Raw genomic sequence first — 25,962 nt, 5'->3', positions numbered from 1 at the left:
TCAATCCCCTCTTATTTACCTTTTGGTACTCCATTCAGTCCAAAGCTTTGATCATATGCATCGAAAATTCCTCTGGCAATTGGACCCGCTCCGAACTTTCCATACCCACCTTCAGGAACAACTATCGCGATGGCAAGCTTCGGGTGGTCTGCTGGTGCATATGCAATAAATACGGCATTTTCCAGTTTCTTACCGGCAACCTCAGATTGCGATGTTCCCGTTTTACGATTTACTTTATACATGGCAACGTTGGGTACATCTTCAAAACCGGTATAACCCACCTTGCTCATGCCATCTTCAATCACATTCCAATATTCATCGGGAAACTTAACCTCATCTAGCAGCACAGGTTCAATTTTTTTGATCAATTGGCCATCATATGTCTTAATCGAATCGACAAATTGCGGTTTATATCGCTTGCCGTGGTTTGCCAGCATCATGCTATATTGAGCTAGCTGCAGGGTTGTATATCGTGCCGATTGCCCAAAGCTTCCTTGAACCATAGCTTGCTGGGTGGACATGGACTTGTTATCGGCATATTCCTTAATGCCTTCACTTTCATTAGGCAAGTCACTGCCTGTTAATACGCCTAGACCAAACTTCGCCATGTAGTTATCCCAGATATCTACAACCTTCGCTCCACTATATTTACTATAAAGCGGTTCACCGATCTTAGCGGCCATAAATGTATTAGAGGAAACGGCAATTGCTTTAGCAGGTGTTAATAATCCATAAGCATGACCATCTGAGTTGGGAACACTCGCATTATCATCCTTACCGTAATAAAATCTGCCTGAGTCCTGGTAGGTAGAAAATGGTGAAATTAATTTCTCATTAAGCCCAATTAGAACAGTCAAAGGCTTTAACGTCGAGCCTGGAGGAACAAGCGAACCTGGGTGTTTACCTCTTTGATCATTATCCACAAAATTAGCAGCCCTGCTCCGAATAGCTCCATTCGTATAGCTGTATTGAATTTGATCATAAATCGTTTGCGTCATCGTACCAATCCATACATTAGGGTCGTAGTCAGGCATGCTGACCATTGCCATCACCCGCCCTGTATCTACTTCAATGGCTACAGCATATCCAGCAACCGCGTTTTTTCCCATCGAATAATACTTATCACTGCTATGCTGTATGAGCTCTAGATGATTGGCTACCGCTTTTTGCGCAGCTACCTGAACATTCTTGTCAATTGTAAGAATCAGATTGTGTCCCTTTTCTGGTGGGGTAATCTTCACCTGTCCAATAATTTGCTCCCTTGCATTAATCGGATAGCTTTTACTCCCCGGTTTACCGCGGAGCTCATCCTGGTAAAGCAATTCTAAACCGTCATAGCCAACATATTCTTCGTTTAAATAACCTTCTTTGCCATTATAGAAATCCAAGGTGCTCGACGTATTATATGAACGCATGTAACCAATCAACTGCGGCGCAATAAAGCTGCCTTTACCGTTATTGGCTTTATCAGAATTATCTGTATCATAGAAACGGGTACTTTCTTCAGAAATTTCTACACCCTTCAACTCATCACGATGCTCGGAAATATAAGCAATTTCCGCCTTTGTCAAATTCGTTTTAATTCGCCGTGGTACAAAAGTGATGCTAATCGAGTTGGCTTCTTTAGTTTTATTGCCATTAATATCAATACCTATATCCATCAGTTTAATAATCTCACTTGCAACGGGCTGTGAGAAATTTTTGTCGCCATAATCCTTAAAAATCAATGCCAAACGCTTCGCTAGCGCAATTTGATCTTGCTTTGCCGTTTTACTGTTGGATTGCTGCACCCGATAAAAAATCGATTGTGCCGATATAGTGTAGGCAATAGGTGCCCCTTTAATATCATAGATATTGCCGCGAATAGGGGCAATAATAATATCCTTATTCCTCGTTTGCTTCTCTTCTGCCGAATAAGCTTTACCTTCAACAAACTGCAAGCGCGCCAGCTGAACAATCAGAATAGAAAACAAGAGAAAGGTGAAGAAAAAAAACACATTGATCCGGATCGAAAAATGACGGCGCTTCTGCCATTCTTTTTTTTGCTGCTCTTCTGTTATAACTTGATGCTTCATAAGCTTGATCCACTCCAATCATTCTCCAAGTGTAGCATAAAATCACTTTAGACTCTACGCGTCCTCCCGAATGTGTGTTTCATTGAATTGCGGTGGATTAAACCAATCCTCTCCGCTAGATACCCAAGTGGAATCCAAAGGTACATATTTGTCCTGAGCTGTAAGAAAAACCTCATTCCATGCATGCGAGCCGTAGCTGCCTTGCCCGTTATAGCCTAAGCCCGTAACTACTTTTACATCCAACCCTACTGCTCTAGCCATCACAGCGTATAGGCGAGAATAATCGATGCAAACCCCTTTTTTAGTAGCGAATGTATCCTCTGGAGTTTGCTCGTGCCAAATTCGCTTTTGCTCATAATCATTCACTTTATCCCAATCGTACGTAACTCGTGTCCCGACCCAAGTATATAACGCCCGAGCCTTTGCTTCATCTGTCTTAGCGTTTTCGGTTACTTTTTTTGCTGCCTCGGCGATATTAGGAGGAATTTGAGCATCCAAAACCTCGTATTTACGCTGCAAAATTTGCTTGAACTCTTTCTCGACCGCACGCGTGAAAACGGGCAGCTGCTTAACAAGAAACTCACCGGTAAATGGTTGAATAACTTCTTGGGCACCTTTTTGGTAAAGCGCTGAATCTTCAATATAGGTCGTTAATGCGGCTTGCGGGAACAAAGCCGTATAAGTGAATAGCAGCGCAATCATCATAATTACCCGCCCTACCCCAGTTAAGGAACCGATCACCCCGCCTGCAGCAACACTCATCCAGCTTTTCTCGTTAATGTACTCCTTCTGATTTTTAGCGACAGCCCATTGTGCCAGCACCAGATATACCAGCCAAGTCAAGACATTCTTCAATATTCCATATCCAATTAAAAATAAAATCGCCGAGCGCATAAGCGAAAAATCGCGTAACGCTGTGACGAAGGTATAATACATTTGACGGAATCCATTTAACTCCGCATTTGGGATTGTTATATTACGCGAAATCAACCATGAGCTTACATGGGGGGAACTCCAAAGCATCCATTTCCAGGAAAGAAACAAGGCCAGAAGGGTCACTATACCTTCCAGTACAAGCGCCATAAACTGTCTGGCTGATCCAGATGCCCCTTTTCGTGCGCCTTGAATCGCTGACCCCAATAAAATCACAAGAAGTAAGATAGTTAACAAATTAAACGTAAATAAAGCTTCCATCTATATCACCTACTGGTTTTGTTTAGCTTGATCAATAAATTTCTGAATGGTTTTATTAATGGATACTTTGTAAGACTGCCCCATAAAAGAAACTTCTGCATCATCAGAGCCTGGTTTACCGTCTAATTTAATATTCTTAGTATGAACGGTATAAGAGCCATCCGTATGTTTAACATAATCCGCATCTTTACCTTCTCCCACAATTGCGCTTGTAATCTGCTGCTTGGCTTCATCTGCTACTGCATTGCCCACGGTGGTTTTCAGCCCGCTTAGACCACCTGCATAGGTTGACCCGTAATAAATCACAGCTGCAATAATGGCAAGAACAAAAACCCATTTAATAAACGTTTTCACTAATTTCATCACCAAGAATAATACAACAATCGCCACAATAATTAATATCCACTTATCCTGTATAAAAGTTGACCATTGATCCATCTGCTAATCCCCCATTATCATCTTCAAAATATATCCTATGTATCCTATCATACTATATTATGTTTATCGCGAGAAGTTATCTTGTGTATATTCAGCAAATTTCAAATTACTCTTCGTCTCTTTTTCTACGTAGTTCTTCTAATTTAGTGTTTATTCTTTCTGCTTTATCACCCATCCGCGATTTGCGAAAGGAATGGCGCAGTCTCATAAATACGCTCAATCCAATAATGGCAATAACAACTTTAACAACTGGATCCATGAGGTTACCTCCGTTCTTTAAATTATAAGCAAATATAAGCTTCACATATATATGGATCTTAGAATTCCGGACAAACGCGCCGTCCCTAAAAGGACGCGAAGCCGTTTATCCTTGGCATAATCTTAAGACAAGCTGCGTAAACGTTAAATAAGAAGCTATGAAGGGCGGTTAATAATGAAAACGGCGATTTGGCTATACTTATTCATGTTCGTTGCATTTTTTGATCTCCATGCACAATATCCCATTCTGTCTCCATTTGCACTTTCACTTGGTGCCGCTCCTTCTTTTATCGGCTTTATTCTCGGCATGTATTCCATTACCCATATTCCGGGTAATTTAATCGCCGGATACGCGGTTGACCGATACGGGAGCAAACGATTCATCATAATCAGTCTCATCCTTGGAGGGATTATTCTCCTCTTTCAATCGCACGTGACGAATCCGTGGCAGCTCCTCTGCCTTCGCTCCATTAGCGGCTTTGTACTAGCTTTTCTATCTCCATCTTGTTTAGCCTGGTTAGCTAAATTAGCTAAAAATCGCACTCATCAAGGAAAGCTGATGGCTGGCAATGGATTAATCCACACTCTAGCTTCTGTTGTTTCTCCAGCAGCAGGCGCATTATTAGTGGCCAAGCTCGGCTTTACACTATCGTTTACCATTCTTGGCTGGGGCTTAATCGCTACAGGCCTCTTGGCTATCTTCGGTATCAAAGAAACCACTTACCTACTTAATCTAAAAAACTCGCCAACCGCACTTGAGCAACAAGAAGCGGATGAGCTGCAGAATCACGCATCTGTTCCTTGGTTATTCTTCGGTATTCCCTTGGCATTATCCTGTTCGCAAGGGATTTTATTTTTTGAATTGCCTTTGATGCAGGTCACCCAGCACTCTATTCTGACATCAGGTATATTATTTTCACTTGTCAGCTTAGGCGCTCTTCTAACTTTAAGCATGTTCTTCTTAAATCGCTTTGCTGCTTTTTTAAGAATTGTTTATGGGTGCTTGGCATTGGCTTTGATTTTCTTCGGCATGGCGGTACATTGGCTAATTCCCTTATCCGTATCTTTATTTATGATTGGGATGAGCAAAGGCGTCATATACCCAGCGATAGCCACTCTCTTAGCGGGTTTAACCGGCAGCGGCCGATATGGGCGAATTTTCTCTTTGCTCTCTATCGCTTATTCTATCGGTGCTTTTATCGGTCCTGTTGCTGCCGGACAGCTGCGTATGGGAACATCGCCGTTTTTCTTAGCCTTCATAGCCTTAATGCTCGGGTTAATTGCCTTGCCTATACATAAATATCGGATGCTTGTTTCTATTTAAGTAGGTATTTAGTATAAATCTTATAAGAATCCTTCAAGTTTTTTATTGAACTGGGTATATACACAATCGGTCGCGTTTCATTAACATAATATACAGAGTGCAGCAACTGACCCATTGGTCCAGAAAGGGGTGTCCCTCATGTCGGCATGTGTAGATCCTGTAGTTAGCCCTTTTACTTCAACTGGAGTCATCCTTGTTTTATTCATTCTGCTTGTCATTATCACTCGTACCTTCTGTTTGTAAGACTTAAAAAGCTATCCGAAAAGTCGATTGACTGCTCTGGATAGCTTTTTCGTTTCAGTCCAGATCATTTGGCGTCTCTTGATCCTGCAAAGCAGTTAATATGGTTTGAGCCAGCTTGCTGCCAATCCCCATAGCCTGAAAATCCTCAATAGAGGCTATTTTAATTTTTTTCAATGAACCAAAATGCTTCAATAGCTGCTTTCGACGCTTCTCCCCGATTCCAGGAATCTCATCCAGCTTAGAGGCCACCATCGATTTAGCTCGTGTTTCTCGGTGAAAGGTAATGGCAAAGCGATGCACTTCATCTTGAATCCGCTGCAACAAATAGAATTCTTGGCTGTCTCTCGGCAAAGGAACTACCTCAGGCGGGTCACCACTCATTAATTGCGCGGTTTTATGCTTGGCGTCCTTTACTAATCCACATACAGGAATATATAAACCTAGCTCATTCTCAAGCACATCCTGTGCTGCAGATATCTGACCTTTCCCTCCATCAATTACAATCAGATCAGGCGGGGGAAGGTTTTCCTTCAGCATGCGTTCATATCGACGACGAATGACCTCGCGCATTGTCCCATAATCATCTGGGCCAATGACTGTTTTCACCTTGTACTTGCGGTATTCCTTACGTGCTGGCTTTCCGTCTATGAAAACAACCATTGCGGATACAGGATCACTACCCATAATATTCGAATTATCAAAAGCCTCAATCCGCCGAATTGTTGGTGTGCCTAACCAAGTCCCTAAATTCTCTACAGCTTTCGTAGTTCTCTTCTCATCTCGGTCTATTAAATTGAACTTCTCGTTCAAAGCACCAACCGCATTTTGAATAGCCATATCGACTAGCTGCTTCTTCGTCCCTCGCTTTGGCTCGAATACCCTCACTTTAAGCCATGACTCCAGTGCTAGATTCAGCTCTGTTTTGATCTCATCTGTTTCGGTGAGTTCGATCTCTAGCAGCTCTAAATTTGGGACTTCAACTTTTGCAGATTCTGTATTAACAGCAGGTTCTGTATTAACAACAGGTCCAACATTAGCAATTTGTATTTTGCCATTGTTCTTCTTATCTTGCTGTTCGGGCAGGAATATCTCTTTAGGCAGAGCTGGGTTCTCACTATAATATTGAGTAACATAGGAGATGAAATCCTCATAGTCTTCACCATAATAAGGGAAAACGGAAGCATGGCGTGCGATCATTTTGCCTTGACGCATATAGAGAATATGTACACACATCCAGCCTTTATCTACAGCATAGCCAAAAACATCACGATCCATAATATCCGCAGAATTAACTTTTTGTTTTTGCATGACTGCATCAATCGATAACATCTGATCCCGCAATTCCTTAGCACGTTCAAAATTCATTTCCTCGGATGACTCCAACATTTTCTTCTCTAACTCAGCCCTAATTTGCTCGTGTCCGCCTCCAAGAAACCTTGTAATCTCTTGAATCATTTTATCATATTGACTTTGCTCGACTTCGAACTCACAAGGCGCAACGCATTGTCCAAGATGATAGTACAAACAAACCTTCTCAGGTAAAGTGCGACATTTGCGCAATGGGTACAAGCGGTCCAGCAGCTTCTTCGTTTCTTGAGCCGCATAACCATTCGGATAAGGACCAAAATACTTGCCCTTATCTTTATAAACCTTACGGGTAATCTCGAGTCGCGGGTGCTCCTCATGAGTTATTTTAATATAAGGAAAGGTTTTATCATCCTTAAGCAGCACGTTGTATCGCGGAAGATGCTTCTTGATTAGATTGCACTCGAGAATAAGCGCTTCCACATTATTGCCTGTCATGATATATTCAAAATCGGCAATTTCACTAACAAGCAGCTGGGTCTTAATGTTATGGCCGCCCGTAAAATAAGAGCGCACGCGGTTTTTCAATACCTTCGCTTTGCCTACATAAATGATCGTACCTTCAGAGTTCTTCATAATGTAACAGCCCGGCTGATCGGGCAGCAGCGCTAGCTTTTGTTTAATCGCCTCGCGATAGTTCTCACTCATCCCTATTCTCTCCTGTTACCTGTAGTTCTATTAGTAAGTATAAAAAGCAAAAAGCCCCTTTTCTGCTAGGCGGAAAAAGCGACTTCTTGCTGGGCAGTTAATGAATGGTAAAATTACTGATGACGCGATACCACGTTTTTCAACGCTTCTTTGGATTGAAAGCCGACAATTTTATCAACTGGTTGACCGTCTTTAAATACGATCAAAGTTGGAATGCTCATAACGCCAAAACGTGCAGCAGATTCTGGATTGTCATCTACGTTTACTTTCGCAATTTTGAGGTTAGTCGATTCTTTATCAAGCTCTTCAAGAATTGGAGCAATCATTTTACAAGGACCACACCAAGGCGCCCAAAAATCAACCAGCACCGTACCTGTCGCCTCAACTTCTGTTTTGAACGATGTATCTGACACATTTACAATAGCCATTGGGAATCCTCCTTATTTCGTTTAAAGCTTAGTATACCACAGTCCTAGCTGTTTTCATAACAAGTAAATAATGAACATTTTGTTGCAAAACCCAATTTTATTTTGGATAATCGACTGAGCTTGGTGCAGAATACTTTACGAACGAATTTAAGTTGGTTATACTACAGGTATAAGATTTAATACTTAGATAAGCTTACGATGTAAGTTTTTATGAAATTTTAAGGAGGATCACCATGAGCGAACTTAACCACCCGGAAGAGCATCTGATGGAAGAACCAAGTAATGACTTTTTGGACACGGCGCTTGGCTTTGCCGGTATGTTCGGATTTTTATTCCTCATGGGTATCGTTGCAACAGCCATTACTTTACTGCAATAAATATCCGTGATTGTTCACAATACCCCATAAGAGAAACCGCCAAAACCTTTGTCGGTTTTTTTTGGTTTTGTGGGCGGCTGTGTGGCTTGATTTAAAACCAACTTGGAGCACAAACCGCCACTGATAAGCTGAAAAACAGTCTAACAGACAGTTACTTTAACAAATACGAACACCATACGCTGTTTTTCAGCGTAATGCTTTTCACTAATAATCGCTGGGAGGAAACTAAATTTTCAACTTTCCAGATAAGATCTTTGCTTAAAAAAAGAACTAGTGCATATCGCACTAGTCCTTTCTACTGCCTCTTTTATTGAAGCCTTTCACATGTACCACTTCGACGAAGGGGCGAATTCGATCCATGATTCGCTGGCCTTTAAACTCTTCCTCGCCATCCTTGCTCGTAAAGCTGAAATGCTTCTCCAAAGCGTTCAACTCATAATTCGAAGTGAAAAACGTCGGCTTGCGATTCATTCTGTAGTTAAGAATCGTACCCATGACATGATCACGCAGCCAAGGATTCATATTCTCCGCTCCAATATCATCAAATATCAGCAAATCCGTTTCTTTCAACAAATCAATGGTTTCTTTTAGCTTTTGCGGTTCAGCGAACATTGCCTTCAGATCCTCTGAAAAGTCAGGCATATAGATAATTGCGCCAGTTAAGCCTGTTTTCGCTAACTCATGAAGCATATAGCACATTAAAAAAGTTTTACCAGTACCAAAGCTACCAACTACATAAAGTCCATTTTTAGGCAAGCCACTTTTCTTTGTTAGTAAGATATATTCCAATACCTGACCTACGGCTTCTTCACGTTCTTCATCCTTGTTAAAAATTTCTTCCATGGAGTAACCTTCAGACAAGGCACGATCATCTACATAAAAACTATGAATGCGGCTGCGAATAGCCTCTTGTGTTTGCTTGGCTATATATAATTTACAGGATACCTTCTGATCATTAATTTCTGTTGATCCTTCAAAATTCTCTGCAGTCAAATCAGAGTAGTGCCCCTTATAATCATTTGGGCATAGCTCTAAACCAGGACAATTCTTGCAATTGTTGGATTCTACGACAAATTGATAGAATCGATTCATATTAAGCTTAAAATCCTGATCTTGAACAAATGGATATTGTTTACGCCATTTTAGAATCAAAGGGTCGGAAACGATTTGCTGACTTTTAGCCAATGCTTGCTCGCGATGCGCAGCTGAAATCGGCACTTTTTTAAATAGATCCGATAACGATTCCATTTCAAACCTCCTTAAAACTTCAATAGAAAGCTAGCTTAATCCATCTTCCCATCCAACATTCGAGCTTTACGTCGCATTTCTTCACGCTTCTCATCCGTTAGTGGTGCCGATTTAGGCACATCAGCAATAATCGAAATCTTCGGCTTCTGTTTAGTAGAGTTATAGTTGGTACGAGATTTGTTATAAGAATTTCGCTCATTATTGCTAGGCTCTGCGGCTTTTTTCGCAGCTTGCTCGCGATACTTGGCTTTATCTCTGACATATTCTACTGCTAGCTCATATGTATGGATTCCTTTTCCTAACAGATCTGACGCAACGGCTTCAATCGAAGCTTTAGTCCAAGAGCGTCGATCAACATGAACGTAATGAATTAGAACATTAATAACTTCTTCAGAAAGCTTATAATTTAAATCAATAACTTCGAAAATCTTAATAACACCATCAGGTACCGAACCTTGAGGGAAAAAGCGTTTCAACACCAAAGTATAGGGTTCGTTTCGCAATATCATATTATATTGGTGAACATCACATTGTCCTTGAAAAATCTGTGGAGCATCCAAATAGAATGCCATCTCAACTGATTTTTCCATTTGCATCTCGCCATTTTCAGCTCGATTAGCATCTTCAATTTTATGCAAATGACGCTCTACCTTTTCATCATGCTGCTTCAACTGACGGAAAATTGAATTGGCTTTGTATTGCAATAAATCAATTTGCAAATTACTCTCATCGTCAAAAACCGAATCCTCATCCAACAATCTGCAAATATCCTGAAGGTTAAGCTGGTATTTCTTAGCGACAATATTAACGCCCGCCAGTTGATCTGGACGATAACGCAAATTTTCTACAAACTCACGATTACGTGATTGACGAGGAAAGCGCATAATAATATCTTCGTAAGTGAAGCCCTTAGTTGTTACATCTAATTTAACATCCGTTTGTCGAGAAGTTGCCGTTTGGTACAATGCTTGCTCCAGCTCATAATCGATTACTTGAGTATTCAGCTTGAACAATTCATAGAACGGTACGGATAAATTTTCACTATTTGTCTGGCGCAATTCATTTGGCTCTTCCGCTATAAGTTCTTCGCGTAAATTCAATACCATATGCTTGCCAACTTTGTCACGCAGCAACAAGGTTAAATGCTGATTTTTGAAAAACTCTTGCGGACCTAACGGCTCCGTTAATTGATATTCATATATATAATCATCATTTGCTTCTATATAACGTCTAGTAGTCTGCAACAAACCAACCGCTTCTAGCTTGGATGATTGCTCGATAAGGAACTTGCGCCCCCGCTCACCATGCTCCAGCTCCAAGGAGAAAAACAATTTGCGTTGCTGCTCTAGCGCCGAAAACCCTGTCATTTCACTAGGCAGCTGTTGATAGAGTGTCGTGAATAAGCCCACAGCAAAAGCACCGATCATCGGCTGATAAATATTAGTCAGCATGCGGTAATTCAAGCCACTGAGGGCAAAGTCACGAAAAACACAGAAACGGTGATTCTCGGTAAAATGGTGCAAATTCGTAATGCGCATAGTAACGACTCCACCCTTGGGGATTAATACATTTTATATCCTTTGTCGCGTAACATTTTAATTAAATAACCGCTTAAGATTGCGCCTGCCAAGCCGCCGATGAATAATATCACATCTGAAAAGGATGTTCCTTTTAAATAACTAATAAACGAGTCTTCCTCCCAAAACGAATAAACGATAATAATAACCACGATGAAATAGGCATAAACCGGAAGCCACGTTGTTTTTAAGAGCATATTGATAATGAAGCCCAACCCTAGAAAAATACAAAACGCTAAAAGCGTCGCTACAAAAAATTGTAAAAAACTAATAATCACGATGTCATCTCCTTATCTTCTTATTTTAGCCCATCGCAATTCCACTGTAAAGGTAAGTCACTGGTTTGCCCTTTGGCATATTATTGGCTACAATGAATGAAGAGAAATTGAATAGGAGTGAGAGTAAATGAGCGATACGGTTCAAACACTAGAAGGCTGGTATGCTTTACATGATTTTCGCACCATTAATTGGGCTTCATGGAAATATGTTTCCGTAGAGGAACGAGGCAAGGCCTTGCAGGAGCTGCTGCTTTTCTTGGAGCAATGGCATGTAGTCGAAATCAATAAACAAGGCAGTTCAGCTGTATATAGCATTGTCGGACAAAAAGCAGATCTTGCTTTTATGCATTTAAGAGAGTCGCTAGAGCAGCTTAATGAGCTGGAAACAGCATTCAACAAAACCACATTTGCTCAACACACTATTCCTGCATATTCATATGTTTCTGTAGTGGAATTGAGTAATTATATGACTAAGCCCGGTGTTGACCCTATGGACGATCCTGATATTGTTGCTCGCCTAAAACCAACTCTTCCTAAAAATAACCACATTTGTTTCTATCCGATGAACAAACGTCGTGATGGTGCGGACAATTGGTATATGCTCAGTATGGACGAGCGTCGCGCGATGATGCGCAGCCACGGTATGATTGGACGAAGCTACGCAGGTCGTGTTAAGCAGATTATTACTGGCTCCGTAGGCCTGGATGACTGGGAATGGGGCGTTACACTATTCGCTGATGATCCTCTTACCTTCAAGAAGCTTGTATACGAAATGCGTTTTGATCGCGTGAGTGCACAATATGGCGACTTTGGAGACTTCTACGTCGGTAATATACTTAACCTGTCTAAGCTGCAAGCTATGCTTGAAGTTTAATCTCAATAGACCCTTTAATATCGTTCTAGTGGCTTGATTCGCTTAAGAATCTTACTGCTAGCGCGGTTTTTTGTTTAAATTTCTATAATAAGGATTGAAGCTTCCTGTTATGTAACAGCAAATAAAAAAACGCGCCAGAGCAGCACGTTTTCTCCACAAGCTTACTTTTTGTCTTCCTCGTCATCATCGTCGTCGTCCTGCAGCGCACTCTGTTGACTTAAGTATTCAGCAGTATCGCGATCACGCTGTCGTCCTTTTTCCTTGAGCCGTTCGATTGCTGGCATAATCAAATAGTCAATTTCCTTCTGTACCGGATAGACCAAATCATACCGATTCTGTGCTTCAAGGAAATGACCGACTTCAATCAAAGCATTGTAACGATCGAGTTCCTCACGGGTCAATAGTCCACGCACTTGTACGCTGCAATGTCTCATTGTGCTAGAAACGACCTTTTCTGATAACCAATGGAATTCCGCCAATGATGTATAAATAACGCATATCTACAAGCTTTTTCAACAAAGCTGCTTTATTTCCTTTTACTTTACGTGTTCCCACCATACCAACAGCCTCACGCTTACCTAAAGAAGCAACCGTGCCTTTATTGATGTACTTAAACTCTTTTGGCGGCGTGTTGCGAATGGCAGCAATTAGATTATAAGCACAGGTTTCACCTTGCTGAGTAGCAATTTGACCTGACGGAGGATATGGTTTGCCTTCTGGATTCATCACAATAGAGCAATCCCCAACCACATAAACATTCTCATATTCGGTAGTCCGTAGGAAAGAATCAACCTTTACCCGACCGCGCATGGTTGCAAATCCAGCTTGATCCAGCATATGATTTCCACGAATACCACCTGTCCAAATGACAGTAGTCGTTTTCACGAACTCACCTGTTGCCAATTCAACTCCAGCTGCTGTGCATTCTTTAATAGCTGTTCCTAGTTTGAATACTACGCCTTTGTTAGTTAATACATTCGTTGCATATTCAACTAATTCAGGATCAAATCCAGGCATTGCATTAGGTGCAGCTTCGATGCTAAAGATCTTAACTAGCTTTTGATCCACATCGTACTTCTTGCACAAGTTAGGAATACGGTCAGCCAGCTCGCCAACAAACTCAATTCCAGTAAAGCCTGCTCCACCAACAATAAAGGTCAGATAATCCAAGCGATCTGGCTCACCTTTATACTTGGCAAATTGGTATTCAATATGCTCCCGAATTAAACGCACACTGTTAATACTGCGGATGTTCATGGCATGCTCCTGTAAACCAGGAATACCAAAGGTTTCGGGCTCTCCACCAAGTCCAACGACTAAATAGTCATAAGACAAAGTGCTGTCTTCTAGAATAATTTTCTTCTCAATTGGTTTAATCTGCATTACAGTTGATTTCACAAAATCCACTTTAAATTCATCAATTAGTCGGGAAATGTTAACGCGCGAATTTTCAGGGTTGTCTGTTCCAGCTGCAGGCATATGAAGATGCGTTGTAATGTAATGGTAATCATGCTTGTTCACCAAAGTTACATCCGCTTCATTATAATTTAAATGTTTCTGCAGTCGGATCGCAGTGACGATGCCGCCGTATCCTGCGCCCAGAATAACGATTCTTGGTATTCTACTCATGTCTAATCCCTTCCGTCCTATGAAATATTTGGTTGTGCTTATTACTTTGTGAAATTTTACACAAAACACACCAAAATTATTTGTGCCTCTGTTAGTTTGGGCTTGAGGCTTCTCATTTATTACCCAACATTTTTATAACGGTCAAAATTTTATCGATCATATGAAATGATATAGTTTTCAGACCAAAATAGCAAGTTTTATTTGGTTTGAAATTCAGTAAATCTTTCCTGTTTTTCTCTATAAAAGCTGATATTTCGACGTAATTCTTGCAATTACATATTTAACTAAAAATTATTTATGGGCTTGGGGTTTCTTTCCTTCAAAAGGAGGATTATAATATAAGACGAAATTGGTAATCATGTGACGGAGGTGTGTTTCAACAGTGTCAGAGAATCAAGAACCCTTAGAAATTACGGATATTCTTATTATTGGAGCCGGACCAGCTGGAATGTTCGCAGCATTTTACGGAGGTATGAGACAAGCATCTGTGAAAATTGTCGAGTGCATGCCACAATTAGGCGGTCAGCTAGCCGCGCTTTATCCAGAGAAATACATCTACGATGTAGCTGGATTCCCTAAAGTGACAGCTCAAGAGCTGGTCAATAATTTAGCGGAACAAATGAAGCATTTTCCAACTACGATTTGTCTTGAAGAGAAAGTTCTTCAAGTAATCAAAAAGGAAGAACGGTTGTTTCAAGTTGTGACAGATGTAGCTGTGCATTATTGCCGGGCTATTATTATCACAGCAGGTGTAGGTGCATTCCAGCCGCGTCGCTTGGAATTACCAGAAGCAGCTAAGTACGAAAAGAAAAACTTGCATTATTTTGTGAACGATTTGCAAATTTTTGCTAATAAAAAAGTATTGATCAATGGTGGAGGAGATTCTGCAGTGGATTGGGCTTTGATGCTTGAGCCGATTGCTGAGAAGGTTACTCTCATTCACCGTCGTGATAAATTCCGTGCTCATGAGCACAGCGTTGAAAACTTAATGAAATCAACCGTTCAAGTCCTAACACCAAAAGAGCTTACTTACTTGCACGGCCATGAATTTATTGAAAAGGTCACACTTGAGGATTGTAAAAGCGGTGAAAAGTTCGATATGGACGTTGATGCAGTTATTATTAACTTCGGATTTATCTCCTCTTTGGGTCCAATTGCTGAATGGGGCTTTGAAATCGACAATGGCTCGATCATTGTGGATTCTCGTATGGAAACCAGCATTCCCGGTATCTTCGCTGCCGGTGATGTCACGACTTACCCAGGCAAGCTTAAACTGATCGCTGTCGGCTTCGGAGAAGCTCCTACAGCCATCAACAATGCCAAGGTTTATATTGACCCTGCGGCTAAGCTTTCCCCAGGACACAGCAGTAATATGAAGATGTAGTTGGCTAAACAAATAAACATCCTTGGTTAATGTAAGATTAACCGGGATGTTTTTTTATGATGATGTTTAGTCCAAAGCTTAATTATTAGGCACGCCTTTTATCAATTTGCAGCAGCATGGACAACACATACCCCCCGATTAATCCACCAACATGGCCTGTAATACTAATTTCTGGGTCGATAAAAGTATAGACCAAATTAATCAGCAAAATTGGAATAATCGTTTTTCTTGAAGCATCATCCAACAGTGGGGATTTTTTCTGGCTTAAGTATAGAAACGCACCCAATACTCCAAATATAGCACCGGAAGCACCCAAGCCTAATTCACTGGATGAAAACAAGAACGTCGTTAGATATCCAATAATTCCTGCTCCCATATAAATGACGATAAATCGACTTTTCCCTATTAAATGCTCAAGTACTGCAACAAATATAAACATCGAAAAAAGATTGAAAATAAAATGCGATACTCCGATTTGCATAAAAATAGGAGTTATAAAACGATAATACTCCCCATCTTGGATCGACGTGTACGCATAGGCTCCCCATTTCCAAATGGTATCTTGTTCGAATTCGCCTGGAAATAAATGCATAAGCCCAAAATAGATTACATTGATTGCCATAATAAGTGAAGTTAGTGGAAATTTAGTTAAATACTCCTTAAAGCTCTCCCTACGTACAAATAAGTTCAACTCATCACCTCATCTCTAATTAGAGTATAGACACTTACCTGTATAAATATAGCATATCTCTATTAAATTCAGAAAAAATAGAGTTCGCCTATCTTTTCCCATTATTTGGTGTTTGAAAAATGAGCTCTTTTTTGAAAAGATAGAAAGGCAAGTTTATAATTTAGGAGGAACACGATGCCCCTGCGAAACTTCCAAGTGAAAACGTTTTTTTCAAACCAACCTTTAATCAAAAAAACTTTAGCCTGTACCCTCGTTCTTGGAATACTTAGTTCACCCATCATTGAAGCTAGAACAAATACATATAATATGTCTTATGTATATTACGGAGATACACCAGCGCTCATTAAAAATGTAGATGCTACAAATGGAGCATTACAAGCCATCGCGCCAAGCTATACAGAGCTCGCTGAAAACGGTACCTTGCGTATCTCCGAGTCGATGGATCCCGCTTTCGTCGATGCCATGCATAGCAGAAACATGAAAGTGATCCCTTACTTAGGAAATGAATGGAACCGAGACATAGCCGAAAAGGCTTTACAAAACCGCAACACCCTCTCCACTCAAATCACCGCTGCTATAAAAAAATACAATTGGGATGGGATTAACGTTGATCTCGAGAATATAAGCAGCTCAAGCAAAACCGCTCTTGTAGACTTCGTCAAGCTTCTTCGTACTAAATTACCTGCGGATAAGGAGGTTTCCATTGCGGTACCCGCTAATCCGGATGGTTTAGAGGACGCTTACAATTTAAAAGCACTTGCAGCCGCTTGTGATTATATCATGCTTATGGCTTATGATGAACATTATCCAGGAGATCCGAAAGCGGGTCCCGTGGCTGGTTTACCGTTTGTTGAGAGCTCTATTCAATACGCATTAACTCAAATCCCTTCATCCCAGCTTGTGCTTGGCATTCCTTTTTATGGTCGATTGTGGAATGGGCAAACCTCATACGATGGTGCAGGAGTAACGAACGAGCTTGCATCAAGACTTGCTGCTAAATATGGCGGTACAGAGTACTACGATAAAAAAGAACAGTCTGTTCATAGTGAATTTACGATTAAAGCCACCGACCCACGGACAAAGGTTTTTGGTCAATCCCTGCCAAATGGCAAGTACACTTTATGGTATGAGAATGAGCGATCACTAAAAGCAAAGCTGGAATTGGTTCAAAAATATAAGCTAAAAGGGACTGGAAGCTGGAGTCTGAATCAAGCAACTAGTGATACATGGAGCTATTATGACAGCTGGTCCAACGGCTATTATTATATCGATTTACAGAATCATTGGTCCCAGCAGGAAGCAACCGAAATGATAAATAAAGGCTGGATGATAGGTGTTTCACCCACATTGTTTGCACCAGAGCTTCCCTTAACTCGTGCCCAAGCGGCAACCATTATGGCAAGAGCTTTAGCAGACTCAAATAAAATGGTCAAGGTACCCATCAACCCCGCTTCTACAGGCTACAGCGATGTATTGGAGAATTACTGGGCTTATTCCGATATTCTTTCCATGACAAATTTAGGTGTGGTTAGCGGAATCGGCAATCAATTGTTTGCTCCTGATTCCCCGATAACACGGGAGGAAATCAGCAGCTTAATCTCACGCTTACTTAACCTCCAACCGAAATCAAGATCAGTTATTCCGTTCTCAGATGTCTCGACTAGCAGATGGTCCTTCTCTGCCATTGCTGCATTAGCTGAAAACCAAATATTATTAGGCTACGAGGATGGCTCGTTTCACCCAGAAGAACAAATTTCCCGTGCACAAATGGCAGTTATTCTTTCACGCATTCAAGATCAATTAAAGTAATTTTACAGCTCTCAATTCAGGTGGAGTTGGCGCAAGATAAGGTTTACCGGGTCTCCCGAGCTTTACTTGACGTACATCAATTCCGCTTAATTTCTGCGCAAGAGCGTGCTGGTATCTGCTTAAGCTTTCTATGTGGGTTAAAATCTGTTTAGTTACTTGATCGGATGATGCAGCACGCAGAGAGGAATTTGCTGATTGTAAGGAAGCTGTCATAACAGGAGCAATCGTCTCTACCATTTCTGCTAAAGCCCGCTGGCTTCTCGCAAGAGAATGTAGAATATCTAGTTTAAGCTCGTTTTGACGATGTAGCCCATTCATCAAGTAAATCCACCCATTCCAAAATGGCCTCCATGCCCTCCCATGAAACCGCCATTTTCTCCATTTTCGTGGGTTTCGAGTACAATTTTCAAATTCTTCCCTAGACCGTGCTCCATCTTAGTTATACCATCTATGACTTCAATCATCTGCTGATGAATAGTAAGCATCTGTAACAGCTGATCCCCATGTCCGCTAAAGTTATTATGGGAGATTTGATTGCAAAGCCAATTTTTCGCCTTCTCGGCTTCCAAAGATTTGGCTTCCAGCATAAGTGAAATATTGAATTGCATTTTGCCTGTAGCTTCCAAAATCGATAAATAAGCCTCTTCACGCTTCAATTGTTATTCACCCTCGTCTTTTATTTGGAGTTGCTTCATAACAATTGTTAAATTAATCGCTATTGCCTCTTCCAGTTCAGCCAGGCTTACAAGATAGGAAGTAACTGTTCTTGTCACATCACTTGAATTTTTAATAATGGCTTCGGTTGTGTTAAATGAGGGCTGGCGACTAGGAATTTCATTGACTATTCTCGCAATGTGCTCGACAATATGCCTTTCGGATTGTAGTATTTTAGCCATTTGTCGTTGTGAATTCATGATATGGTTGACGATACCTGTTATTTCCCGCTCCATTCACAACCTCCTAAGCTTTTGCACATGATGTTCATTGTTTATCTTATGCGCAACCTCAGTTTATGTTTCATGCTAAGTCGATTCAATAGAACTGGCTTTAAAGAATAATCGATTTTCTCTAATAAATAGCCCCGTTTTTCAAGAAAAGAAATGATTTTCGGGAGATACTTTGCCGTCTCTGGATAGTCGTGCATAAGGATTACCGGATTTATCGCTTTTTTCTCCAATCGCAAAACATCTTTAATAATCTGCTTCAACAATCGTCTATCACGAAACTTCCAATCCAAGCTATCCACATTCCAATCCCATAAGCGATAACCAGCATAATTTACTGCTTTTAGATAAGTGGGTTTCATATATAGATTACTTCCGTAAGGAGCTCGAACCAGAAAGGTATTCATCCTCGTTATACTTTTAAGAGTTCTCCGACACGTAGTAATTTCTCGCATAACGGACTCCTTAGAGGCGTAAAAAATATTTACTTTGTGAGAAACCCCATGCAATCCTATTGCATGGCCTTCATTGACCATCCGCTGCGCAATTTTCGGAAAAATCTGGACGTTAGGCTCCAGCATGAAAAATGTGCCTACGGCTTTATAGGTGGCAAGAATGTCCAGAATCTGACTCGTTGCCTGATTAGGACCATCATCAAATGTGAGATAGGCTATTTTTTTGCTGGTTCGCTGTTCATGATCGACTCCACACGCTCTATAATCATCCGTTTTACAAACAACCGTACAATTCTTCATCAGTACTTCATCTTCAACATTCCAGGTATGATGGCCTGGTTCAGCTCTTCGCACGCAAACATAATTGGCCTTAGTTGTCGAATAAATTTTAAAGTTATATCTCAGGCATGCTTTAATAAAAAAGGTGTCTTCCCCGCGGTTAAGATAAGGAAACATTACTTTCTCATAAATCTTTTTTCTGAAAAGCAAGGTTGCTCCCTTCACTCCACCCGTTATAAATAGATTTTCTTCCCCAGGCACGTGTACGGTAAGCAGCTTATTTTTTTCAAAATACATATATACAGACCTTTTTACCACAATAGATATATCTTTTTTCTTAAAAGCTTGCATCCCTTGCCCAAGGTAATTAGGGCCATAGTAATCATCATCATCAAATTTAGCTATAAAAGCATACTTTGCTTTTTCAATGCCATAATTCAGACATTCTCCCAAGGTAGTTATTTCAGGCAGCTGATAGACTGAAACATTCCAATATTGTTTTGCATACTGCTTCCATATTTCAATATCCATATCATCTTTATTTAAAATAATAATAAGCTCCTTGTTCTTCCACTCTTGGGTTTCATAATTTATAAATACATTCCCCATAAAGCTTTGTCGCATCGTGCAGCATATGATTGAGACCACACTCACCCTCCTCATATAGGACATGGATATTATAAAACAATAGATTTTATCAAAGAAAAACCTCTATGGAGGTCCATTCATAAATGAACGTCCATGTCATAGAGGTTTGTCTATTTATTATTGGAGGTTGTGTGCTGTTGCTTATTTCTTGCCTACAGGTTTTTTTACTGCTGGTTTACGCTTCGATGTTACCGTACCGTTATTGATAACCTCGCCAAAATTAGCAGGAGCCACAGCTTCATCTTGAATATCGTCAATATCACTATTGGATAAACGATTACGAGATAGAATAAAGGACGAAGTTACATCATTAAAACCACTTAGAAAACTCACATCATTGATTGGTCCTCTAAAAATACGCCGATTCCCTTGGTAATTATCATCTGCGAATAATACAAGAGTACTACTCGAGTTGCCTGATAATCGGAAGCTGGATAAAAGATCATTAAAATTGAAAACAGACAAGCTGCGAACACCAAGGTTACCGCGAAAACGTAAAAATCTTCCTACGAAATTTGAATCCGCGAATAAAGTTAAGACTGGACGTCGTTCTTGTCGAATAACTGCTTTCTTCAACATAGCCACACCTCCTTTGCTGAGATCATCATATGACGCTCAATGAAGATTGACTGTGCCTTTTACACATTTTAAAAAGGTATAGTATATTCGCCTGATTTTCTAGCAGACTGAGACAAACATCGTGTCGGGTATATTTCTCCCTTCATATAGTAAAGAGCAGCGAATATATGCTTGAGGAGCGATGCCACATGAGCGTTAAAATAATAGGATTGGATGGTTTATGATACACTCTCAACAAATCGAAAGTAATAGAAGGATGATGGGCCTATGAAAGTCCGCAAAGCAATAATTCCTGCAGCAGGTTTAGGAACGAGGTTTTTACCCGCAACCAAAGCAATGCCCAAAGAAATGCTGCCCATTATAGATAAGCCAACCATTCAATTCATTGTCGAGGAAGCTGTCGCATCCGGAATTGAAGATCTTATTATTGTAACGGGGAGAGGCAAACGTTCGATTGAGGATCATTTCGATAGCGCTTTTGAGCTTGAGTATCATTTGCAGCAAAAAGATAAATATGAGCTGCTAAACAAAGTACTTAAGCCATCGCAGATGATCGATATCCATTACATTCGTCAAAAAGAACCAAAAGGCTTAGGGCATGCTATCTGGTGCGCAAGAAAGTTCATCAACAATGAACCGTTTGCCGTGTTGCTTGGAGATACCATCCTTGAAGCCAATCCGCCTTGTTTAAAACAGATGATGGATTATTATGACCGCTATAATACATCTATTATCGGTGTACAGCCTGTGAACCCAACTGAAGTCTCAAGCTACGGGATTATTGATGCGCAGCTTTTGCATGATAAATTTTATAATATAACTGCGCTCGTAGAAAAACCAAAGCCTGAGCATGCACCCACCAATTTAGCGATGATCGGCAGATACATTCTTACCCCTGCCATATTTGAAATTCTCGAGCACCAAGAGCCAGGCATTGGCCAGGAAATTCAATTAACCGATGCAATCTCTAAGCTGCTTGAGAAAGAGTCCGTGCATGCCTGTGAAATCTCAGGGGTTTGGCATGATGTTGGCGATCTTCTCGGATTTGTTAAAGCCATACTCGCACTCTCGCTTCAAAGAGACGATTTGAGACAGCACGTGCTCGATTATATGAAGGTCATTGAAAAAGCGCGAGGGTGAGATTTATTTCACCCTTTTGGTGATTGCGAAGTTACTTAGCGCTCGTGGGATTTAAATGAGCTCGAGCAAGCCAGAAAACCAGCTCTTGAGCGATTTTCTGGCTTTGCAGAGCAATAGCAAGTCAGAAAACCCGCTGCAACGTTGTTTTATGGCTTTGCAGCGCTCGAGCAAGTTAGAAAACCGGCTGCAACGCGGTTTTATGGCTTTACAGCGCTCGAACAGGTCATAAAACCCGCTGTAACGCGGTTTTATGGCTTTACTGCGCTCGAGCAAGCCAGAAAACCAGCTCTTGAGCGATTTTCTGGCTTTGCAGAGCAATAGCAAGTCAGAAAACCCGCTGCAACGCGGTTTTATGGCTCTGCAGTGCTCGAGCAAGTTAGAAAACCGGCTGCAACGCGGTTTTATGGCTTTACAGCGCTCGAACAGGTCATAAAACCCGCTGCAACGCGGTTTTATGGCTTTACAGCGCTCGAACAGGTCATAAAACCGGCTGCAACGCGGTTTTATGGCTTTACAGTGCTCGAGCAAGTTAGAAAACCGGCTGCAACGCGGTTTTATGGCTTTGCAGCGCTCGAGCAAGCAGTATATCCATCTCTAGTGTCGATTTTCGACACTACACAGTGTGATGCCACTGCATCTCCATCTCTAGTGTCGATTTTCGACTCTGCACAGTGCGATGCCACTGCATCTCCATCTCTAGTGTCGATTTTCGACTCTGCACAGTGCGATGCCACTGCATCTCCATCTCTAGTGTCGATTTTCGACTCTGCACAGTGCGATGTCACTGCATCTCCATCTCTAGTGTCGATTTTCGACTCTGCACAGTGCGGTGCCGCTGGATCGCCAACTCTAGTGTCGATTTTCGACTCTGCACAGTGCGATTCCCCTGGATCGCCGGCTCTAGTGTCGATTAATTTTCGACACTTGCCTAAAAAAGGTCGTGAATCTCTACGCAAGTAGAAATCACGACCTTTTTTAGGTTCTCAGAAATCGCTTTATTTTTTCAATATAATTTCATCATAGAACTTTTTCTGCTTTTTCAGCTGCAGTTTCATGTTAAAGTGGGTTTCGACTTTTTTACGCGCATTTTTGCCAAACTTCTCCCAATATTCAGGATGCTCCACTAGCCAGATCATCGCTTGGGCCAGTTCAATAACAGAACCCTCCGGCACCAAGAGTCCAGACACTTTGTTTTTAACTAATTCAGGAATTCCCGCATGAGTTGTTGAAACTATAGGCATTCCAGTAGCCATTGCCTCTTTTAATGTATTGGGAATTCCCTCCTGGTTTCCTTCAAGGTCTGTTCGGCTTGGAGCGCAGAAAATATGGGAACGGTAATATTTGGTTTGAATCTTCTGGTAATCCACCCATGGGATGATTTGCACGCTACCGGTTAGAAACAAGCTTTTAATTAGCTTGCGATATTCCAACTCACAGGGTCCGTTGCCAACTAAGATCAATTTTACATTTAAATGCCGCTCTTTAACTTCTGCAAAAGCACGAATAAGATCTTGAAAGCCTTTTTTCTCGACAAAACGACCTATCGCCAAAAAACGAATTTTTTTCTCTATATCTATTTTACGTGGCCGACACTCAAATCTTTCTAAATCCACGCCCCCATAGAGTACACGAATTTTATGCTTCGGGCATCCCAATTTGATAATTTCTTGCTTAAGATGCTCACATACTGGAAAAAATAGATCACCCGTCTGGAACAGTTTTTTCAATAGTTTGAGGTTTTCTTTTTTCTTAGGGAATGCGGTGGCATCCTTCCCACGAAAACCAACAAACATGGGAAGTCCATATTGTTCCTTTAGAAATTGAAATTTGGGTGCAAGACTACCATGATGAATATGAACACCAACGATGTTATTTTCTTTAAGAAGCTTCGGATCTTGTTGGATGGCTTCTAAGGAAAGTACCGAGCTAAACGGAGATTGATCCCGATTCTCATCCTCGTTATTCGTCATCATTACGCCTTTATAACCATCGATACTCGTAATTTGCGCGGTTACGTGCCCATCCTCCAAAGAATATTTATGGTGCAGGATAGCAGAATAATCTTGCTTCACAGGCGGTTCCTCCTTTTTCTATCCAGATTATGCCGAGATCGATTGATTTTTCTTAGCAGAGCGGCGAGCACCATATTTCTTTTCTAGTCGCAGTAATGTTTCCTTATTCCAGCGATATAGCTCTAAAGCGGTTTTGCGGATATTAAAGTGACGATTGCCAGCGGGTATTACTTTTCGTTCATGCCTTCGATAGACAGCCAACGGGGTTTTTTGGCATTTACCTGTGTAATGACAGGCCAAACGCAACCACATATCCCAATCCTGGGAATATCGATATCGCGAGTTAAAAAGACCTGTTTTATCAAAGCAGCTTTTTTGGATGACTGCCGTTGATGTACGGATGGTAAATTTCCTTCTATACAGATGAAATCTAAATGCGTTTAGATCCCAGTAGCTTCTACTGTTGCGCACAACATTTCTTTTACTCCCGAATTTATCATTGTAATACCAGCTGTATAAAAAGTGGCAATCTGGATGAGCTTCTAAATAGGTTTTATTTTCTTTTAATTTATGAGCTAAAAAGTAATCATCCGAGTCTAAGAATGCAATATATTTACCTTTTGCTAAGCTAATCCCCATGTTTCTTGCCTCAGAGGGTCCACTGTTTTTCTGATATACATAGCGAACCCGCGGACCAAACGATTTTACTATTTTCGCAGTTTGATCTGTCGAACCGTCATCAACGACGATTAATTCATAATCTTTACAGGTTTGCTGAAGCACGCTTTTTATAGCTCGACCGAGAAACCGCTCGCGGTTGTAGGTGGGAATAATAACACTAAAGAGAGGTTTCTCATTTTGCTTTTTTTCATGAGCTTTAATCACCTGATCAAACAGCCGTTCCAAATTATTTGTTTGAATTTCCCTATTGAAATCCGCCTCAATTTTGACTCTAGCATTCAAGCCAAGCTTCCGCCAGGTTTCTGGCTGTTTGATTAGCACAATCAATTTAGTTGCAAGCTCACTAACGTCATTTTCCTTAACTAAAAGTCCGTTCTTGCCATCTTTAATTAATTCGGGTATTCCGGAATGAAAAGTGGATACTACGGGAAGTCCACAAGCCATTGCTTCTTTAATTGCATTTGGAATACCTTCACGATTTCCAGTACGATCCTTCAAGCTTGGGAGACAGAAAATATGCGCTTCTTCCAAGTGTTTCGCAATCTCAGAATGCGGGAGAGCACCCAAAAATTCAATGTTATTTTCCAGATGAAGGTCAAGGCTTAACTGCTTTAGTTTCTTCAGCAACCTCCCCGTTCCAATCAGAATTAGCCTTGCCTGCGGAAAAATCTGTTGAATCCGATGAAAAGCTTTAATTAATATTTCTGCACCTTTTTTCTCGACCAGCCTGCCTACATGAACAATTCTTATTTGACCATCAAGTGGGTAAAATCGCTCTTTATACGCAAATTGATCCAGATTGATTCCACTGTACTGGACCACTATCTTGCTAATCGGGCAGCCATGTTTAACTAACTCCTGTTTCATCGCAAGACAAGGTACTGTAAAACATTCTCCAACAGAAAACAACCGCTGCAAGGATCGCTTGTGTTTCTTCATTCTAGCTGTGCCTGGAGAATCACAGCCATGAAAAGAAGTAATTAAAGGAATCTGCCACTTTTCTTTTAAGCGTAACATTCGAATGCCTGACGTCCCAAACCTGGCATGGATCAGCTTAAAGAAGTGGTCTTTCAGCTTATGATTCAGCTTGTGATAATGCGGGTCAATAATCACTTTTTTATGCGGAAAAACGTTTTTATTCTTGCGTTTTATACAAAAGATATAAGGCACATAGCTTTTCATTTCTTGAATTTCATTGTAAATGAAGGTTTCGCTAAGCGGTAAAAAGTTGGATCGAATAACGGCAATAGGGTCCAGAAGCTATTCCTCCTTTATCGATTTTAATGTTTACCCTTAATCTATGATGGTTTAGATTTGATTGTATAGACAGACGTCGATGCTTGCTTGGTATCAGCGAAAATGAGCTTCTTTGCCCAAGCTTTTT

The 25,962-nt window shown here is 40.9% G+C and carries 28 protein-coding genes; 8 read left to right on the top strand and 20 right to left on the bottom strand.

Annotation, left to right across the window (positions count from 1 at the left end; genetic code table 11):
• Positions 1–11: 11 nt before the first annotated feature.
• The 4 genes from EHS13_RS08705 to EHS13_RS08690 all read right to left on the bottom strand — a co-directional run bounded on the left by EHS13_RS08705 (position 12) and on the right by EHS13_RS08690 (position 3,966).
• Positions 12–2,075 carry a peptidoglycan D,D-transpeptidase FtsI family protein gene (locus tag EHS13_RS08705; RefSeq protein ID WP_155699957.1) on the bottom strand — a complete coding sequence of 688 codons (2,064 nt, stop codon included), beginning with the start codon at positions 2,073–2,075 and terminating at the stop codon, positions 12–14.
• 54 nt (positions 2,076–2,129) lie between these two features.
• Positions 2,130–3,269: a transglutaminase domain-containing protein gene (locus EHS13_RS08700; protein ID WP_155699956.1), complete on the bottom strand. Its 1,140-nt coding sequence runs from the start codon at positions 3,267–3,269 to the stop codon at positions 2,130–2,132.
• 9 nt (positions 3,270–3,278) lie between these two features.
• A complete protein-coding gene (locus EHS13_RS08695; RefSeq protein WP_155699955.1) occupies positions 3,279–3,707 on the bottom strand; it encodes a hypothetical protein in 429 nt (142 codons plus the stop codon).
• A 106-nt stretch (positions 3,708–3,813) separates the two neighbouring features.
• Positions 3,814–3,966 (bottom strand): hypothetical protein, encoded by a 153-nt coding sequence (locus EHS13_RS08690; protein WP_155699954.1) that lies wholly within the window; start codon positions 3,964–3,966, stop codon positions 3,814–3,816.
• A 174-nt stretch (positions 3,967–4,140) separates the two neighbouring features.
• Between EHS13_RS08690 and EHS13_RS08685 the strand changes: the two genes are divergently transcribed.
• Positions 4,141–5,289 carry an MFS transporter gene (locus tag EHS13_RS08685; RefSeq protein WP_155699953.1) on the top strand — a complete coding sequence of 383 codons (1,149 nt, stop codon included), beginning with the start codon at positions 4,141–4,143 and terminating at the stop codon, positions 5,287–5,289.
• Between the two features lie 138 nt (positions 5,290–5,427).
• Positions 5,428–5,532, top strand: a complete 105-nt coding sequence (locus EHS13_RS36690; RefSeq protein WP_227013849.1) for a YjcZ family sporulation protein — start codon at positions 5,428–5,430, stop codon at positions 5,530–5,532.
• A gap of 54 nt (positions 5,533–5,586) precedes the next feature.
• On the opposite strand, the gene uvrC is transcribed toward EHS13_RS36690, so the two are convergent.
• Both uvrC and trxA read right to left on the bottom strand, forming a co-directional pair.
• Entirely contained in the window at positions 5,587–7,545 is a 1,959-nt protein-coding gene (uvrC, locus tag EHS13_RS08680; RefSeq protein ID WP_155699952.1) for an excinuclease ABC subunit UvrC, read from the bottom strand.
• A 113-nt stretch (positions 7,546–7,658) separates the two neighbouring features.
• A complete protein-coding gene (gene trxA / locus EHS13_RS08675) occupies positions 7,659–7,973 on the bottom strand; it encodes a thioredoxin (RefSeq protein WP_155699951.1) in 315 nt (104 codons plus the stop codon).
• A 233-nt stretch (positions 7,974–8,206) separates the two neighbouring features.
• Here trxA and EHS13_RS08670 point away from each other — a divergent pair, with 233 nt between their 5' ends.
• Positions 8,207–8,350, top strand: coding sequence for a YqzM family protein (locus EHS13_RS08670; protein ID WP_155699950.1), 144 nt, complete (start codon positions 8,207–8,209; stop codon positions 8,348–8,350).
• 285 nt (positions 8,351–8,635) lie between these two features.
• Here the strand turns inward: EHS13_RS08670 and dnaI are convergent, their stop codons facing one another.
• The 3 genes from dnaI to EHS13_RS08655 are packed head-to-tail and all read right to left on the bottom strand — an operon-like array spanning position 8,636 to position 11,453.
• Complete coding sequence (gene dnaI, locus EHS13_RS08665; RefSeq protein ID WP_155699949.1) at positions 8,636–9,598, bottom strand: primosomal protein DnaI; 963 nt, start codon at positions 9,596–9,598, stop codon at positions 8,636–8,638.
• 35 nt (positions 9,599–9,633) lie between these two features.
• Complete coding sequence (locus tag EHS13_RS08660) at positions 9,634–11,136, bottom strand: replication initiation and membrane attachment family protein (protein ID WP_155699948.1); 1,503 nt, start codon at positions 11,134–11,136, stop codon at positions 9,634–9,636.
• Positions 11,137–11,159: 23 nt separating this feature from the next.
• Positions 11,160–11,453 (bottom strand): YuiB family protein, encoded by a 294-nt coding sequence (locus EHS13_RS08655; protein WP_227013848.1) that lies wholly within the window; start codon positions 11,451–11,453, stop codon positions 11,160–11,162.
• Positions 11,454–11,580: 127 nt separating this feature from the next.
• Between EHS13_RS08655 and hemQ the strand changes: the two genes are divergently transcribed.
• Positions 11,581–12,327 (top strand): hydrogen peroxide-dependent heme synthase, encoded by a 747-nt coding sequence (gene hemQ, locus EHS13_RS08650; protein ID WP_155699946.1) that lies wholly within the window; start codon positions 11,581–11,583, stop codon positions 12,325–12,327.
• Positions 12,328–12,488: 161 nt separating this feature from the next.
• On the opposite strand, the gene EHS13_RS08645 is transcribed toward hemQ, so the two are convergent.
• Together EHS13_RS08645 and EHS13_RS08640 are read right to left on the bottom strand one after the other, a co-directional pair.
• Positions 12,489–12,761 (bottom strand): hypothetical protein, encoded by a 273-nt coding sequence (locus EHS13_RS08645; RefSeq protein WP_155699945.1) that lies wholly within the window; start codon positions 12,759–12,761, stop codon positions 12,489–12,491.
• A 4-nt stretch (positions 12,762–12,765) separates the two neighbouring features.
• Positions 12,766–13,956 (bottom strand): NAD(P)/FAD-dependent oxidoreductase, encoded by a 1,191-nt coding sequence (locus tag EHS13_RS08640; protein ID WP_155699944.1) that lies wholly within the window; start codon positions 13,954–13,956, stop codon positions 12,766–12,768.
• 382 nt (positions 13,957–14,338) lie between these two features.
• Here EHS13_RS08640 and EHS13_RS08635 point away from each other — a divergent pair, with 382 nt between their 5' ends.
• A complete protein-coding gene (locus EHS13_RS08635) occupies positions 14,339–15,340 on the top strand; it encodes an NAD(P)/FAD-dependent oxidoreductase (RefSeq protein ID WP_155699943.1) in 1,002 nt (333 codons plus the stop codon).
• An 85-nt stretch (positions 15,341–15,425) separates the two neighbouring features.
• Here the strand turns inward: EHS13_RS08635 and EHS13_RS08630 are convergent, their stop codons facing one another.
• Positions 15,426–16,031, bottom strand: a complete 606-nt coding sequence (locus EHS13_RS08630; RefSeq protein WP_155699942.1) for a rhomboid family intramembrane serine protease — start codon at positions 16,029–16,031, stop codon at positions 15,426–15,428.
• 306 nt (positions 16,032–16,337) lie between these two features.
• Here EHS13_RS08630 and EHS13_RS08625 point away from each other — a divergent pair, with 306 nt between their 5' ends.
• Positions 16,338–17,840 (top strand): glycosyl hydrolase family 18 protein, encoded by a 1,503-nt coding sequence (locus tag EHS13_RS08625; protein ID WP_227013847.1) that lies wholly within the window; start codon positions 16,338–16,340, stop codon positions 17,838–17,840.
• Here EHS13_RS08625 and EHS13_RS08620 read toward each other — a convergent pair.
• The 5 genes from EHS13_RS08620 to EHS13_RS08600 all read right to left on the bottom strand — a co-directional run bounded on the left by EHS13_RS08620 (position 17,832) and on the right by EHS13_RS08600 (position 20,745).
• Positions 17,832–18,158 (bottom strand): hypothetical protein, encoded by a 327-nt coding sequence (locus tag EHS13_RS08620; RefSeq protein ID WP_155699940.1) that lies wholly within the window; start codon positions 18,156–18,158, stop codon positions 17,832–17,834. The genes EHS13_RS08625 and EHS13_RS08620 overlap by 9 nt on opposite strands.
• Complete coding sequence (locus EHS13_RS08615; RefSeq protein WP_227013846.1) at positions 18,158–18,496, bottom strand: alpha-helical endospore appendage domain-containing protein; 339 nt, start codon at positions 18,494–18,496, stop codon at positions 18,158–18,160. Before EHS13_RS08615 ends, EHS13_RS08620 begins: the two co-directional genes overlap by 1 nt.
• Before the next feature lie 3 nt (positions 18,497–18,499).
• Complete coding sequence (locus EHS13_RS08610) at positions 18,500–18,790, bottom strand: nucleoside-diphosphate sugar epimerase (RefSeq protein WP_155699939.1); 291 nt, start codon at positions 18,788–18,790, stop codon at positions 18,500–18,502.
• A gap of 38 nt (positions 18,791–18,828) precedes the next feature.
• Positions 18,829–20,166, bottom strand: coding sequence for a polysaccharide deacetylase family protein (locus EHS13_RS08605; protein WP_162463010.1), 1,338 nt, complete (start codon positions 20,164–20,166; stop codon positions 18,829–18,831).
• 141 nt (positions 20,167–20,307) lie between these two features.
• Complete coding sequence (locus EHS13_RS08600) at positions 20,308–20,745, bottom strand: hypothetical protein (RefSeq protein ID WP_155699937.1); 438 nt, start codon at positions 20,743–20,745, stop codon at positions 20,308–20,310.
• Positions 20,746–21,012: 267 nt separating this feature from the next.
• On the opposite strand from EHS13_RS08600, the gene galU reads away from it, so the two are divergent.
• Both galU and EHS13_RS08590 read left to right on the top strand, forming a co-directional pair.
• Positions 21,013–21,885 carry a UTP--glucose-1-phosphate uridylyltransferase GalU gene (gene galU / locus EHS13_RS08595; protein WP_155699936.1) on the top strand — a complete coding sequence of 291 codons (873 nt, stop codon included), beginning with the start codon at positions 21,013–21,015 and terminating at the stop codon, positions 21,883–21,885.
• 141 nt (positions 21,886–22,026) lie between these two features.
• The gene (locus tag EHS13_RS08590) at positions 22,027–22,206 is read left to right on the top strand and encodes a hypothetical protein (protein WP_155699935.1); all 180 of its coding nucleotides are present in this window, start codon (positions 22,027–22,029) and stop codon (positions 22,204–22,206) included.
• A gap of 233 nt (positions 22,207–22,439) precedes the next feature.
• Here the strand turns inward: EHS13_RS08590 and EHS13_RS36685 are convergent, their stop codons facing one another.
• The 3 genes from EHS13_RS36685 to EHS13_RS08575 all read right to left on the bottom strand — a co-directional run bounded on the left by EHS13_RS36685 (position 22,440) and on the right by EHS13_RS08575 (position 25,760).
• Positions 22,440–22,670, bottom strand: coding sequence for a hypothetical protein (locus tag EHS13_RS36685; protein ID WP_155699934.1), 231 nt, complete (start codon positions 22,668–22,670; stop codon positions 22,440–22,442).
• 210 nt (positions 22,671–22,880) lie between these two features.
• The gene (locus tag EHS13_RS08580) at positions 22,881–23,957 is read right to left on the bottom strand and encodes a glycosyltransferase (protein ID WP_155699933.1); all 1,077 of its coding nucleotides are present in this window, start codon (positions 23,955–23,957) and stop codon (positions 22,881–22,883) included.
• Between the two features lie 27 nt (positions 23,958–23,984).
• Positions 23,985–25,760, bottom strand: coding sequence for a glycosyltransferase (locus tag EHS13_RS08575; protein ID WP_155699932.1), 1,776 nt, complete (start codon positions 25,758–25,760; stop codon positions 23,985–23,987).
• Between the last annotated feature and the right edge of the window lie 202 nt (positions 25,761–25,962).

This window comes from Paenibacillus psychroresistens (assembly GCF_009728935.1).
In the GTDB taxonomy this organism is placed as follows: Bacteria; Bacillota; Bacilli; order Paenibacillales; family NBRC-103111; genus Paenibacillus_AC; species Paenibacillus_AC psychroresistens.
The sequence above is the reverse complement of the archived record's forward strand: the minus strand, read 5'-3'. Positions and strand labels throughout refer to the sequence as shown.